General features: G+C 44.2%; 15 protein-coding genes. 13 read left to right on the top strand and 2 right to left on the bottom strand.

From position 1 onward, the window contains the following. Position 1 precedes the first annotated feature (1 nt). The 13 genes from mnhG to gltA all read left to right on the top strand — a co-directional run bounded on the left by mnhG (position 2) and on the right by gltA (position 12,496). Positions 2-352, top strand: coding sequence for a cation:proton antiporter (gene mnhG, locus ACP5NR_RS01540; RefSeq protein ID WP_428005837.1), 351 nt, complete (start codon positions 2-4; stop codon positions 350-352). Next, the gene (locus tag ACP5NR_RS01535; RefSeq protein ID WP_161848567.1) at positions 349-603 is read left to right on the top strand and encodes a hydrogenase subunit MbhD domain-containing protein; all 255 of its coding nucleotides are present in this window, start codon (positions 349-351) and stop codon (positions 601-603) included. Before mnhG ends, ACP5NR_RS01535 begins: the two co-directional genes overlap by 4 nt. Continuing rightward, positions 593-1,423, top strand: coding sequence for a Na(+)/H(+) antiporter subunit B (locus ACP5NR_RS01530; protein ID WP_428005836.1), 831 nt, complete (start codon positions 593-595; stop codon positions 1,421-1,423). Before ACP5NR_RS01535 ends, ACP5NR_RS01530 begins: the two co-directional genes overlap by 11 nt. A 1-nt stretch (position 1,424) precedes the next feature. Continuing rightward, complete coding sequence (locus tag ACP5NR_RS01525) at positions 1,425-1,799, top strand: sodium:proton antiporter (protein ID WP_428005835.1); 375 nt, start codon at positions 1,425-1,427, stop codon at positions 1,797-1,799. Then, complete coding sequence (locus ACP5NR_RS01520) at positions 1,796-3,313, top strand: proton-conducting transporter membrane subunit (protein WP_428005834.1); 1,518 nt, start codon at positions 1,796-1,798, stop codon at positions 3,311-3,313. Before ACP5NR_RS01525 ends, ACP5NR_RS01520 begins: the two co-directional genes overlap by 4 nt. 11 nt (positions 3,314-3,324) lie before the next feature. After that, on the top strand, positions 3,325-5,187 hold the full coding sequence (locus ACP5NR_RS01515) for a proton-conducting transporter membrane subunit (protein ID WP_428005833.1): 1,863 nt from the start codon (positions 3,325-3,327) through the stop codon (positions 5,185-5,187). Continuing rightward, positions 5,181-6,104 (top strand): respiratory chain complex I subunit 1 family protein, encoded by a 924-nt coding sequence (locus tag ACP5NR_RS01510; protein WP_428005832.1) that lies wholly within the window; start codon positions 5,181-5,183, stop codon positions 6,102-6,104. Before ACP5NR_RS01515 ends, ACP5NR_RS01510 begins: the two co-directional genes overlap by 7 nt. Continuing rightward, complete coding sequence (locus ACP5NR_RS01505; protein WP_428005831.1) at positions 6,097-6,642, top strand: NuoB/complex I 20 kDa subunit family protein; 546 nt, start codon at positions 6,097-6,099, stop codon at positions 6,640-6,642. The genes ACP5NR_RS01510 and ACP5NR_RS01505 overlap by 8 nt, the downstream gene beginning before the upstream one ends. Next, a complete protein-coding gene (locus ACP5NR_RS01500) occupies positions 6,635-7,132 on the top strand; it encodes an NADH-quinone oxidoreductase subunit C (protein WP_428005830.1) in 498 nt (165 codons plus the stop codon). Before ACP5NR_RS01505 ends, ACP5NR_RS01500 begins: the two co-directional genes overlap by 8 nt. Further along, entirely contained in the window at positions 7,101-8,234 is a 1,134-nt protein-coding gene (locus tag ACP5NR_RS01495) for an NADH-quinone oxidoreductase subunit D (RefSeq protein WP_428005829.1), read from the top strand. Before ACP5NR_RS01500 ends, ACP5NR_RS01495 begins: the two co-directional genes overlap by 32 nt. A gap of 9 nt (positions 8,235-8,243) precedes the next feature. Beyond that, positions 8,244-10,082 (top strand): FAD-dependent oxidoreductase, encoded by a 1,839-nt coding sequence (locus tag ACP5NR_RS01490; RefSeq protein WP_428005828.1) that lies wholly within the window; start codon positions 8,244-8,246, stop codon positions 10,080-10,082. Positions 10,083-10,244: 162 nt separating this feature from the next. Continuing rightward, positions 10,245-11,090 carry a sulfide/dihydroorotate dehydrogenase-like FAD/NAD-binding protein gene (locus tag ACP5NR_RS01485; RefSeq protein WP_428005827.1) on the top strand — a complete coding sequence of 282 codons (846 nt, stop codon included), beginning with the start codon at positions 10,245-10,247 and terminating at the stop codon, positions 11,088-11,090. Further along, positions 11,081-12,496: an NADPH-dependent glutamate synthase gene (gene gltA / locus ACP5NR_RS01480; protein ID WP_428005137.1), complete on the top strand. Its 1,416-nt coding sequence runs from the start codon at positions 11,081-11,083 to the stop codon at positions 12,494-12,496. Before ACP5NR_RS01485 ends, gltA begins: the two co-directional genes overlap by 10 nt. A gap of 268 nt (positions 12,497-12,764) precedes the next feature. Here gltA and ACP5NR_RS01475 read toward each other — a convergent pair whose 3' ends face one another. Together ACP5NR_RS01475 and ftsY are read right to left on the bottom strand one after the other, a co-directional pair. Beyond that, positions 12,765-13,769, bottom strand: a complete 1,005-nt coding sequence (locus ACP5NR_RS01475; protein ID WP_428005136.1) for a hypothetical protein — start codon at positions 13,767-13,769, stop codon at positions 12,765-12,767. Continuing rightward, complete coding sequence (gene ftsY / locus ACP5NR_RS01470; RefSeq protein ID WP_428005135.1) at positions 13,766-14,650, bottom strand: signal recognition particle-docking protein FtsY; 885 nt, start codon at positions 14,648-14,650, stop codon at positions 13,766-13,768. The genes ACP5NR_RS01475 and ftsY overlap by 4 nt, the downstream gene beginning before the upstream one ends. Position 14,651 lies beyond the last annotated feature (1 nt).

The following is a 14,651-nucleotide window of genomic DNA, read 5'->3' as shown; positions in this document are numbered from 1 at the left end:
TATGGTCGATTTGATACTTGGATGGACGGGGGTCGTATTAGTCTTTATAGGTGTTTTCTTCCTCTTTTTGGGAGCACTCGGGATTTTCAGGCTTCCGGACCTTTTTAACAGACTTCAGGCCGGCACAAAGGCCACAACCTTAGGCGTTGTATCGACAACGATAGGAGTAGGTTTAATTGCAAAAGGATGGCTTGTTTTCTCACTTGCACTTGCGATATTTTTGCTTATGACAAACCCCATTTCAAGCCATGCCCTCGGACGCGCCTCTTACAGGGCGGGTGTTAAACCTTACAAAGGAACAAACCCGGACCTTTACGCCGAAAAAGTTAAAAAAGAAAGTGATCAAAAATGATAACGCTATTTTCAACCTTACTTGTTATTCTCATAGTCGCTGGAGGTTTTGTCGCCGTTTTTTCAAAGAAGTTGCTTTCTTCCGTTATTTCGATGGGTCTTGTCAGTTTGGGAGTTTCCGGACTTTTTTTCTTCCTGCAGGCTCCCGACGTTGCTATAACCGAAGCGGCCATAGGTGCAGGATTATCGACCGCGATCTTCATCATAGCGATGAAAAAAATACAAAAGGGTGGGACGAGCGATGATGAGTGATACTCCGGAGATGGTAAAAAAAGTTTTTGCCATTTTTGTCGTCGGCATTTTGATAATCGGCTTTTTCATGGTGTTCACTCAAATGCCAAAAGGAAATGAAGTCAACGTGAACAACACCGTATCGAGATTTTACGTTATGAAAGATGTCGATCATGCCACTCAGATGTTAGATAAAGGTACTTATTTCAACAAAGATATGGTTCCGTTGAGAAATGATGTACCTTACACGCCCATAACGTTCGGAAAAAGTTCGAATTTGGAAGACGGAGCGGCCAACGTCGTGACATCGATAGTTGTCGATTACAGAGGTTTCGACACGTTAGGTGAAGTTACGGTGCTCTTTTTGGCCGCAAGTGGTGTAATGCTTGTGCTTCATGGAGAAAAAAGAAAGATACCCAAAAAGAAAATTGCTCCATCCGAGATCATGTACGTCGGCACAAGAATTGCTTTTGCCGTTATCTTTCTTTTTGGAATTTACGTCTTCATACACGGTCATTTAACCCCAGGAGGAGGTTTCCCGGGCGGTGCGATAATTGCCTCAGGAATACTCGGTTTATTTTTAGGAAGACAGGGATATTCTCCGAACAAAGCAGGTTTGACTGTTTTTGAATCTCTTTCTGGAATGGCTTACGTGATAATAGGCATAATCGGTCTTGTTGGCGAGAAATCCTTTCTTGCCAATTTCCTACCGACAGGTACAATCGGAGATCTCTTCAGCGCAGGCTTTATAGCCCTCATATACATAGCGATAGGAATGAAGGTTGGATCTGAACTGTCGGCCGTTACAAATGCAATGATAGTTGATACGGAGGAGGATTGAGATGGTAGACTTTCTCCAGAACTGGGTATATTTAACCGGAGCAATGGCACTCGTTGGAATCGGCCTTTACATAGTGCTCACAAACACAAATATATTCAGAATCATAGTTGGCCTTAACATAATAGACAGCGGCACGAATCTATTCATAGTGACGATCGCGTGGCATCCAAAGTCTGTTATGCCCATATACACCGCAACGAATAACCTTGTGGTCAACGGTCATGTGATCTCGGCCGATCCTCTTCCACAATCACTGGTCTTAACTGCCATAGTCATAGGCCTTGGGACAACGGCACTTGCACTTGCGATAGCAGTCAAAATTTATCAAAAATACGGCACACTCGATGTCAGAAAGATCAAGGAGGAGGACAGATGAAAACGTACAACCTTGCCGCTTTACTTGTCGGAGTGCCTTTACTTATGGCCTTTTCGATACCACTTTTTGGATTCATATCCAAACAACTTGCAAAGTGGATAACCGTTCTCACACTTGGCTTTGAATTCTTTTTCGGCCTTTACATATTTTTATGGCACATCTATCCCTTTAACGTCATAATGGGAAACTGGCTGCCTCCATTCGGTGAGAACCTCTACATAGGTCCATTCGCAACTGTCTTGATAATTTTAATCTCTTTCGTAGGCTTGATGATAAGCATATACAACCTCTGGTCTGCAAATCATGGTGATGTTGTACATTTTGCACTGCTTTTTTTGATGTTTGTCGGCGGATCCATCGGTTTGGTATCGACCGGAGATATATTCAACATCTTCATCTTCATGGAAATAACAGGTATCTCTTCTTTTGCGCTTGCAGCCTATGGGCCTGAAAGAAGGGCTCTGGGCGGTGCCTTCAAATATCTTGTCGTGAGTTCGATCGGATCGACACTTTACCTTTTTGGTGTGCTTTTGATCTACACACAACTCGGAACCCTTAACATAGCCGAAATTGCCGCAAGAATCTCCCAGACAACCTCCGGCCTTCTGACCTTTGCCGGAATTTTGCTTGTTGCCGGCCTTGCCGTTGAGGCAGAACTCTTCCCGTTCAACGGGTGGGTGCCAGACACGTATACCGGAGCGGTCAATCCCGTCTCGGCCACTTTAAGCGGTATAGGTTCCGTCGGCGGCGTGTACGTGCTGTTCAGAATTCTCATGACGGTCTTTGGCAAGGACGGAAACTTCGTCTCGACCTATGGAAACATAGATCTCATGGCTTTGGTGGCCATTTTGGGATCGGCAACCGTTGTGATAGGAGAATTATCGGCGCTTGTCCAAAAGAATGTCAAAAAGATGCTTGCATATTCATCGATGGCACAGATGGGCCTTGTCGCGATAGGCTTTTCGATAGGTTCAAAGATGGGATCGTATGCGGGTGTGTTTCAACTTGTAAACCATTCGATAGCCAAGGCCATGATGTTTTTGATACTCGGCATCATAGTCTCTTTCGGAATTGGAGAACACATCGAAGACATGAAAGGGCTGTGGTACAAAAGTCCGTTTTTGACCGTTACCTTCACGATAGGCTCTCTTAGTCTTCTTGGCCTTCCGCTGTTCGGAGGATTCTGGTCAAAGTTTGCCCTTGTTGACGCTTCGATTCAACGAGGTGGATGGTACGATTTCGTGATTGCAATCGTACTTTTTGCTTCAGTTGTCGAAGCCTTTTATTACCTCAGAATAGTCGGATACATGTTCACATCAAAACCAACTTCGACCGATAAGATAAAGGTTTCTATCTCGCCGGCCGTGCCTATCGTCGCATTTTCCATTTTGATAATCGCAATAGGTGTATTCCCGCAAATAGTCGGTGGCATTTCCTGGAACGCGGCGCACGAATTGACCGATAAGATGGGCGGATATGTGCTTAACGTCATACCCACCATAGTTGGTCATTGAGAGGTGATAATATGAATTCACTTTTGGCACTTTTAATAGTTCCCGTAATAGGTAGCGCTGCTGCTGCCATACTTCAGAGGTATAGACTTGTCGAAAGGCTCATAACCTTTTTGACCTTTTCCGTGACCTTTCTCTTTCTTTTTGGAATAAAGGTCGGAGATCTTTTCACATGGCATCTTGATTTTTTAGGTAAAAATTTGGAGATGGGCCTTCAAATAACGCCTCTGTCGATTTTCATGCTTTACATGACGATCGCTTTCGGAATCGTTTTGACATTCTACAACATTTCAGAAAAATCAAAGATGAAAGGTTTTCTGCTTTTGTTAACCTTAGCGGCGAGTAACTGGATCTTCATGTCGGCCGATCTTATCAGTTTCTTCTTTGCATGGGAATTGATGGGGTGGTCGTCTATTTTGATGATATTCGGGGGCAGACGCGAGGCAGAGTCAAGACAAGGTGCACTTTATTACGCGATGATGAGCATTGGCGGATCTTACTCGATGCTTATAGGAATTTTTTTGCTTTCAAACCTCACAGGCACATTTTCAATTCAGTCAAACGTATCATACCTTATGTCAATTCTGAGCGTTCATCCATGGCAGGTACTGGGAATAGTTTCTCTGTTTTTCGTCGCTTTCATGGTAAAGTCTGGCATTTTCCCGTTTCACACGTGGGTTCCCTATACCTACGGCGAGGCTCCTGATGGATTTGTGCCGTACCTTTCTTCTGTCATGAGCAAATACGGAGTTTACGGATTTTTGATCTTTTTGCCTTTGACGCTTGGTACACATGTGCCTACGGTTTTGGGACTTGCATGGCCAAATTACGTACTTTTATGGTTTGGAAGTATTACGGCCGTCGTCGGAAGTGTTTTGGCCTTCATGCAGGATGACGTCAAAAAACTTTTTGCGTATTCGTCTTTCAGCAATCTTGGCTTTATCCTTGCCGCGATAGCGCTCTTTACCCCGATAGGCCTGACCGCAGGATTGTTCCATGCCTTCAACCATTTGCTTTTCAACGGTGCGATCTTCATAACCGTTATAGCGGTGATTTCAAAGGTTGGAACAACGCGCATGAGTGAAATGGGAGGAATCTGGCAAAAGATGCCGCTTACCTTTTTGACCTTCTTCGTTGGCATAGCGGCGGCCGCCGGAATTCCGCCTTTTGCCGGCTTTGGATCGAAATGGATGATCTTTCAGGCGATGATAAGTCACGGCCTCATCTTTGCCACCGTTTTACTCTTCTTTGCCTCCATAGCATCTTTCCTTTATTTAATGCGCGCATTTCATGCCGTCTTTCTTGGGCAACTTTCTCACAGGTACGATAACGTAAAAGAAGTTTCGGCGATAGGAAAGATCACCGAAGTATTTTTGCTGGGTGCTTTGATCTTTTTTGGAATTTTACCCGGGTTCGTTCTTGATCCTATAAACTCAATAGTCAGTGCTTTTGGACTCAAACCACTTCCCACGTCTGGATACGAGTACATAAACGGTTTCTTCTCCTCGATAAACATGGTCTCGATCTTCATTGTCGTGATAGTTGCCTTCATCTTCGGATTTGTACTGTTTGCCATTGTGGCAAAGCACAAAAAAGTCCCGCAGGAGGACAATTACACGGCCGGACAGATTCCTCAAGACTGGAATTTAACGCCCGAGATGTACCAGTTCAGTTATGACTTTTACGAGCCTATGAACAAAGAACTGGCACCCTTTTTAAAGGTAAAGATAGACGGTTTTTTCAAAGGATTTGGAGAGTCCGTCGAATACATAGGAGGAGCCGTTAAAGAGATCTTTACCGGCAACGTTCAGATATACACCTATCTTGCGGTAGGTGGTCTTGTGATCTTCATCATAGCGGGGTGGGTTGTATGGTGATAGTTGAATTTTTGATAAAACTTGCTCAGGGATTCGGAATAGGGGCGTTGGCGCTTGCAACCGGATTGCTTTTCGGAGGAATAGGTAGAAAGATAATGGCAAGAATTCAAAGAAGATATGGCCCTCCATTCACGCAAAATTACATAGATCTTTTCAAATTATTCTCAAAAGGATCGGTAAGCCACGGATGGGCATTTGATTTGGGTCTTGTGGCAGGTTTTGCGCCGATGCTTGCGGCGTTGATGTTTCTGCCGATAGGCCCCTTTACACTTTTGCCGTCCGATTCAAGTCTGATAATGATCGTCTACCTTATGATGATGGCATATCTCGGAATGGCAATGGGAGTACTTGCGAGCGGAAACCCGAACTCTGCCATAGGCATGTCAAGGGCTTTGATGTTGATGGCCGGATACGAAGTGCCATTTGCCGCCGTCATCTTTTCGGTATATCTCTTTTCAAAGACGGGATATTTAACACAAATCGTTGCCCAGCAAGCCGGAGGCTTTATGAACTGGAATATAGTCAAAATGCCTCTTGGCTTTTTGGCAATAGAGATAGCGCTTCAGGGTATGCTCGGAGAAAAGCCATTCGATCAGGCCATAGCGCCTGCGGAAATCGCATCCGGTCCTATGGTTGAACTTGGGGGAAAGTACCTTGGATTCGGTATGATCCAGCATTCGGTAGGCTTGTTTTTGGAAACAGGCATAGTAGTCGATCTTTTTTTGGGTGGCGCACCGAATTTTTGGATCTTCATCGCAAAACAATTCGTTTTGTATTTCATAGTCATACTTGTAGACGCAATATTACCGAGGTTAAGGATTCATGAATCTACAAGTTTTTTCTGGAAATTGCCTTTGTTTTTGGGCATTCTCCAGGCCGTGATAGTTATAATTCAGGGAGGCGTTTTGAATGTCTGAATGGACAGAGATAGTCGATTATTTCAGAGGCAGATCGATGTGGATGCTCCACTATTGCACAGGCTGCGGCGCAATAGAGTTGCCACCGACCATGACATCGAGATGGGACATGGAAAGGTTCGGAATAACTCCTATGGCCACGCCCCGGCAAGCCGATATATTGCTTATAACTGGATATCTTGCCATAAAAACTTTGAAAAGGGTTGTCTATACCTATGAACAGATGCAGGCACCAAAGTGGGTTTTGGGCTTTGGTTCGTGCACGATAAACGGAGGAATTTACTGGGACTCCTACAACGTCATAGAAAGACTTGACAAATACATACCGGTTGACATATACATAGCAGGATGCATGCCGAGGCCTGAGGCCATTTTGGACGCTTTCGTCAAACTTAAAGAAATGGTTCAGAAGGGAGAGGCAAAAGGATACGAAAAGTACGTCAAAAATTACGAATGGTACAAAGCCAATCAGGACAAAGTTTTGAAAAGGACATCTCCGGTTTTGAAAGAGATCGAGAAGGTGACCAAAATTGGCTGACATCCTTGATGAGATAAAATCGATGGATCTCAAGGCATCGTGGCTTGGAGACTGGGAATTCGAGGTTTTTACACCAAAAGACAGGCTCGTCTCAACTCTTTCATACCTTAAAGCGAAAGGATTCAAAGCCTTCATGGGTTTATCCTGCGTTGATTGGATAGAGGAAGGAAATTTTGAACTTGTCTACATACTTCAATCTTACGATCTGGCGCTTGAAACCATCGTGAAAACGAAAATTCCCCGTCAGAGGCCGGTTATCGAATCGATGGGACCTTTATGGAAGTTGTGCGAGGTTTACGAAAGGGAAATGCACGAATTTTTCGGCATAGAATTCACTGGAAATCCAAACCTAAAGCCATTCTTTTTGGAAAACTGGCTCGACATACCGCCTTTGAGAAAGGATTTCGACACGCTTGCCTTCTCCGAGGAACTTTTTGAATTCAAGGAGGATGAAACTCATGGAATTGAATCCCCTAAAAGAATCGAATGACGATTACAAATATTACGAACTTTTCATAGGGCCGAATCATCCGGGAATAGAGGGAAATTTTTCATACGTTTTGAAGATGAAAGGTCACAGCGTTGAAGAGGTAACGCCCGATCCCGGATTGTTGCACAGAGGATTTGAGAAATTGATGGAAAGAAGACTTTGGACTCAAAATCTTGCCCTGATTCCGCGAATATGCGTGCCGGAGCCGGACGTCAACGAAGTTGCTTACTGTCTCGGAGTCGAGCACATGATGGGCATAGATGTGCCAAAGCGTGCGCAATACATAAGGGTCATCGTTTTGGAACTTGCAAGGATAGCGTCCTTTCTTTTTGGCATAAGCGGCCTCGGAGGCACAACGGGTCACTACACCTCCGTCCAGTGGCTTATCGGCGACAGGGACTACATCCTCGATCTCTTTGAATGGCTTACGGGCGGAAGGGTTTATCACATATACCAGTACCCGGGCGGGGTCAAAAACGATCTGCCGGAAGGATGGCTCGATAAACTTTCGGATTTTCTCGATTATCTTGAGAAGAGATTACCGGAATACGATAAGTTCATCTTTCAAAATCCGATAATCCAGAAAAGAACGGTCGGACTTGGATACATCTCTGCCGAAGACGCGATAGAAAATGGGCTTACAGGTCCGAATCTTCGTGCGTCCGGCGTTATGTACGACATAAGAAAGGCACAGCCTTATTTGGTCTACAACGAGTTAGATTTTGACATTCCAAAGACCGGAGACGGAGATGCCTTCTCTCGGGTATTGCAAAGAAGGCTTGAACTTTCAGAATCGATAAAGATATTAAGGCAGTGCATAAAGCAAATCCCAGAAGGCACTCACAGGACAAAAGTTCCAAATCCATTCCAGTTTAGAGTGCCAAAAGGGTCATACTACTCTAAAGTCGAAAGTTCAAGGGGAGAATTTGGCTACTACATAGTCTCGGATGGAGATGTTAAGCCTTACAGGGTCTACGTGAGAGGACCATCTTACTCGATAGGACTTTATTACGCTACAAAAGCACTCGTTGGAATGAGAATAGAAGATGTTCCGGTCTGGATTCACACGACGGACATGTGCCCGCCGGATTTTGACAGGTAGGTGAATGAGATGGGTAGTAAGGATATCGAAAAAAAGAATGGATTTGCGCCAATCGTTGGCCTTAAATATCTTTTCAAAAAGCCACATACCGTAAGATATCCAAAAGAGGATCTCGAAGTCTTTCCTGTTTCGGGAAATTCTCCGAATTATCGTGGCTTTCACACGAATGATCTTGAAAAATGTATAGGCTGCGGTAACTGCGCAAGAGTATGCCCAACCGACGCCGTGACTATGATGGAGTCCACCGATGTTAAACCGGCAAACAAATTTGCGAAAACGGTAAGGCCTGTTTTCGATTACGGAAGATGCTGCTTTTGCGCCCAGTGTGTGGATGTATGCCCAACCGGATCTTTGCAGATGTCGAGAGATTACATTCATTCTTTTCATCCAGACCTTTCTGTGCCTGTTGCGGATGAGCCAGAAATTGTTTCAAAAGATTTCATATGGCGAGCGGATAAGGAACGTTCTGAAAATCCGGGTTACGTCAGAAATGAGACCAACAAATTCGATAAAGTCATAAATTTTGAAAGGACAGAGCCCAAAAAGGCCAATCCGGACAAAAGGAAGATCTCGTTTTCTAAATACGTCCAGATATACTCAAAAGAAGAAGCCTCAAAAGAAGCCTCAAGATGTCTCGGATGCGGCGCGTGTGTGGAGGCCTGTCCGAATGAATTGCACATTCCCGAATACATAAGCGCGATATCAAAACAAAGTCCGGAAGAATCTTTGGAATGGATATACAAAAGAAATCCATTGCCACTTATATGTGGAGAAGTTTGCACGCACCAGTGCGAGGAGGCATGCGTTGTCGGAATCCAAGGTGAGCCTCTTGCAATAAGATGGCTTAAGGCATTTTCGGCATCTAATGTGGACGATTATCTCAAGACATCGAAGATAACACTTCCAAAATTCAACGGCAAAAAATTGGCCACCGTGGGAGGAGGTCCTGCATCTTTGGCCTTTGGTTACTACGCAAGGTTGCTCGGATACGATGTTACAATATACGAGGCCGAAGAAAAGTTGGGTGGTGCTATGATGTGGGGCATACCTATATACAGACTTCCTAAAGACGAGATGATGAAAGATATAAATGCCATCCTTTCGACCGGAATAAACGTACGTCTGAAAACAAAGGTTGGAAAAGACGTTAAATTCGAAGATTTGATGAACTCATACGATGCAGTCTTTGTTGGCGTTGGAAATTCAAAACCGATGACGCTCAAGATAAAAGGCGAGGAATTAGAGGGCGTAATGCAGGGACTTACCTTCATGCATATGGTAAATGACGGATCTTTAAAGGACCTCAAGGGCAAAAAAGTTGTCGTGGTCGGTGGCGGAAATGTTGCCATGGACGTTGCAAGATCGTCTGTAAGACTTGGGGCCGATGTGACTATCGTGTACAGAAGAAGAATAGAGGATATGCCAGCCGATCCGGAAGAGATCGAGGATGCACGTGAAGAAGGTGTTAAAATAGTCGAGATGGGTGTACCGGTCGAAATAAAAGGAGAAAAATCGGCACAAACATTTGAATATGCCGTTGCCTCTCTTGTGAAGGATCCATCCGGCGGGAGACCGAAGCCGGTTGTAGACGAAAAATCACCACATGTCACATTATCTGTCGATTACGTTATCGCCGCAATAGGACAGACGCCGTCGATAGATTTTATGCCGGCGGATATCCAGCAGAAGATAGGATTTGATGGAAGGTCTGTTCCGGTAGACGAGTATGGTCGTACAAAGGTTAAAGGTCTCTTTTGCGGTGGAGATGCTTCAAATTCAAGGCAGGACATAATAAGTGCCATAGGATCCGGGATGAGAGCGGCAAAAGGGGTGGAAATGTATACTTAAATAACTTTAAAAGTCGAATGTTTATTTAATTTAAGCGAAGGGCAGGATGCCTCCGAGATGGCCTCCTCAGCCTGCGAGGACCAGACATCGAGTGGGGCACCTGCCGGAGCGATAATTCGGAATTTAAAACTGGTTCAGTATATTTGGCGAAGGAGGAAAGAAATGTTTGAGATAACATCCAAAGAAAAAATTGCCACCAAAGAATACGAGATGTGGGTCAAAGCACCTCAGGTGGCATCACATGCAAAACCAGGCCAGTTCGCCGTCATAAGAACATCTCACAATGGAGAAAGAATTCCTCTTACAATCGCGGATTTTAACGCTGAAAAGGGCGAGATAAGACTTATCTTTCAGGCCGTAGGAAAGACGACTTACGAAATGGCCACTATGAAGGTTGGAGACTCATTGCAAGATATCGCCGGTCCTTTAGGCCGTCCAAGCGAGATAAAAAAGTACGGAACGGTGCTTATGATAGGCGGAGGCGTTGGAATAGCGGCGATTTTACCGATTTTGAAAGCGCTGAAAGATGCCGGTAACAAAGTAATAACCATTTTGGGTGGAAGGTCTGCAGACCTTGTCATATTGAAAGATGAATGTGAAAAACATTCAGATGAATTGATCGTCACGACAGATGATGGTTCAATGGGTATGAAAGGTGTCGTCACAGACGGAATGAAAGTACTTTCCAAAAGGGGAGAAAAAATAGATCAGGCATGGTCAATAGGCCCTACCGTGATGATGAAATTTTCCGCTTACACGGCAAAAGATCTTGGCATTCCAATTTTTGTTTCTTTGAATCCCATAATGGTGGATGGTACGGGTATGTGTGGTGCATGCAGGGTGACAGTGGGCAAAAACATAAGGTTTGCCTGTGTTGACGGGCCTGAATTCGATGGTTACGAGGTTAACTGGGATGAAGTTATGAACAGGCTCAGACAGTACAAAGATCAGGAAAAAATTTCTTTGGAAAATTACATGGCAAAGGTTGGTGATCTTTCATGGCTGTGATAAAAATTCCGAACAACAAAACACCCATAAAAGAACAAGATCCAAAAGTGCGTGCACACAATTTCAAAGAAGTTGTACTCGGCTATTCTCTTGAAGAAGCCGTTGCGGAGGCAAATAGATGTTTGCAATGCGTAAATCAACCGTGCGTTGCGGGATGTCCGGTTAACATTGATATTCCCGGATTCATTCTTGCTTTAAAAAACAGAGACCTTCCAAAATCGGCCGAAATTTTGAAAAGTTACAACAATCTGCCTGCCGTCTGCGGAAGAGTCTGCCCTCAGGAAAGTCAGTGCGAAGGAAGATGTACGGTCGGAAAGATGAAAGACCATGAGCCTGTGGCGATAGGAAAATTAGAAAGATTTGTCGCCGACTGGGAAGCAGATCAAGGCACCGTGAATATTCCCGAAATCCCGTCTCAAAAACTCGGTAAGGTGGCCATCATAGGCGCAGGTCCCGCAGGTCTTACAGCAGCCGCAGATTTGGCAAAAATGGGATACGAGGTTAAAATTTTTGAGGCGCTTCATGCCGCAGGCGGTGTTTTGATGTACGGCATACCCGAATTTCGTCTTCCAAAATCGATAGTCGACAGAGAGATAAACTTCATAAGGTCTCTCGGAGTTGAAATAGACACAGACTCGATTGTCGGAAGAAGTATAACAATCCCGGAACTCAAAAATGAATTTGACGCGATCTTCATAGGAACGGGAGCGGGAACGCCGAGTTTTATGAATATACCCGGTACAAATTTAAACGGTGTGTACTCGGCAAGCGAATTTTTGACAAGGATAAACCTGATGCACGCTTACGAATTTCCGGAAAGCGATACACCTGTAAGGCTTGGCAAACACGTCGTCGTCGTTGGAGCCGGAAATGTGGCGATGGACGCTTCGAGATCGTCACTCAGACTTGGCGCTGAAAATGTCAAGATCGTCTACAGAAGAAGTGAAGAGGAAATGCCTGCAAGAATAGAAGAATATCATCACGCCATAGAAGAAGGCATAGAATTTCACTGGCTTACAAACCCGATAGAATACATCGGAGACGATAAAGGCAATCTTACGGCCGTAAAATGTATAAAGATGGAACTTGGAGAGCCAGACGCATCTGGAAGAAGAAGGCCAGTCCCGATTCAGGGCAGTGAATTCACGATAGAGACAGATATGGTTGTGGAAGCGATAGGGCAAACTTCAAACAAAGTGCTTTTGAGCGCTTTTCCGGAACTCAAATTGACATCTCATGGCTACATCGAGGCCGATCCCGAAACGGGTCAGACTTCAGTCGAGGGAGTTTTTGCCGGTGGAGATATAGTAACCGGTGCGGCCACAGTTATCCTTGCCATGGGTGCTGGCAAAAAATCGGCAATCGCGATAGATGAATACGTAAAATCAAAAAAGGTAGCGAGATAAGATATGCACGTGGCTCGTAGCGGGTAGTTTGTAGAAAAAAATAGTAACGCGTGATCGGTAATCAGCAAAACAGCACGTGGCGGGTAGCCGGTAGCACGTGAAAAGGTCAGACGAAGGCGGAGGGCAGGATGCCTCAATTGGTGAGAAGTGACGTGTGAAGAGTGAACAGTAAAAGACTTTGTCCATCGCAGATTACGCGTTATCTCAATTGACAATTGTCAATTGAAAATTGCCAATTCTTACGTGCTACGAGCCACATGTCGCTTTATCAATGGTGTGAGTACTTTTCTTTGAAGATACTTTTCCCGTCAAATCTTAACATAACGCAATCTACCCGCGGATAATCGTGATACCTGTCATTTGACAGAATCCATGCATTCGTGCTTCTTGCGATTTCCAATATCATTTCATCGGCAGGAGAATGAAATTTGACGTCAGGGTGTCTCTGAAATTTTTCTTCAAAAAGTTTCTTTTGGGTGCCTCTGAGGTTATACTCGAAATTTTGATCGAAGATGATTTTAAAAGGCCATGGAACTGCTTTTAAAGATCCTATCAACCTGAATGCCAAAAATATATTTTTCAGATCCGCATAAGGCAAACCCACCATGGCGACGTTGCTGCCATCCACGATCAAAAGTGATCCGGCATGTCTTGTCAATGCGCCTTTGACGTAAGGATCTTTTATCGAATCGGCGATTTTCTTTTTGTCTGAAGGAAGAAGTGAATTGTATACTTCTCTGAAAGTGTCGAACGTTTTCATGTCAAGGGATAAAAAATTTGTTTTTTCCACCATTTTTATCGTTTCATCGACTATCGAAGAATCTTTTTCGTATGCCCGTTTTTCGGAAAGCACAAGGTAAAGATCTATGAAATCATCGAAATATTCCGTATTTTGCAAAAGCACTTTTCTCCATCCGGCCAGAAATGCGGAATAATTCGAAACGTCTATCGACTGATTTATCGAAAGTTTTACCATGGTTTCATCCATGGGAAGATATTTTTTGGGATCGATTATCATCGACATGACGCTTAATCTGGAAATGGAAATGCCGGTTTTTTTCGATATTTCTTCTGTTTTTGACGGATCGAAATTTGTCATCTCGGACAATTCTTTCAAATTAGGATCTATCATTTCAAGCGCTATCGCAATTTTACGTTTTGTCCATCCGTCTTTTCCGTATCTTCTTATGGTTTCTGCAAGATGAAGCGCATTTTCACCGTCTTCAAGGAATACCTTTTCTTTATACAGTTCAATGACATTCTTGTACTTCATTGCAACAATTCATCAACGAAATCGGAAGCGTTGAAGTCTTTTAAATCTTCGATTCCTTCGCCGATGCCTATCAATTTAACGGGTATTCCCAACTCGCGTTTTATGGAAAAGATCATGCCACCCTTTGCCGTACCGTCCAGTTTTGTAAGAACGATTCCGGTTACGCCTGTGCTTTTGTCGAAAATTCTTGCCTGTTGAATCGCATTTTGGCCTATGGTCGAATCGAGTACGAGTAAAACCTCTTCAGGCTGATCCGGTCTTAATTTTTTTATAACTTTGTGAACCTTTTCAAGTTCTCTCATGAGGTTATCCTTCGTGTGAAGCCGGCCGGCGGTATCAACTATGGCGATATCAAGATTTTCTGCAATGGCATGGTTTACCGTGTCATAAGCGACTGCTCCGGGATCTGCTCCCATCTGGTGGGCAATCACAGGCACGTCTACTCTTTTGCCCCATTCTTTGAGTTGCTCGATGGCAGCGGCTCTGAACGTGTCGCCGGCGCCTAAAACGATCCTTTTTCCGGATTTCTTGAACCTGAAGGCTAATTTACCGGCTGTCGTTGTTTTACCGGATCCGTTTACACCGACAAGCGTGTAGACCGTCGGAGGAACCGCAGACAATCTGACAGATTCATCCTGCCCCAAAAGTTCTAAAAGCACGCTTTTTAAAGTTTCCAAAGGATCTTTTCCTTTTGAATTTTTAAGTTTTTCTATTATGTAATCCGACGTTGGGATTCCGACATCCGCAAGCAAGAGCAATTCTCTTATCTCTTCGATCTTCTCTTTATCTAAATTTCCGCTTTTGAGAATGGAAAAAGCCTTTCCGAGAAATCCGGCTTTCGTCTTTTGAAGACTTTTTTTGAAAAAATCAAATATTCCCATG

The sequence above is a fragment of the Athalassotoga sp. genome (assembly GCF_049965695.1).
Taxonomy (GTDB): Bacteria; Thermotogota; Thermotogae; order Mesoaciditogales; family Mesoaciditogaceae; genus Athalassotoga.
The sequence above is the reverse complement of the archived record's forward strand: the minus strand, read 5'-3'. Positions and strand labels throughout refer to the sequence as shown.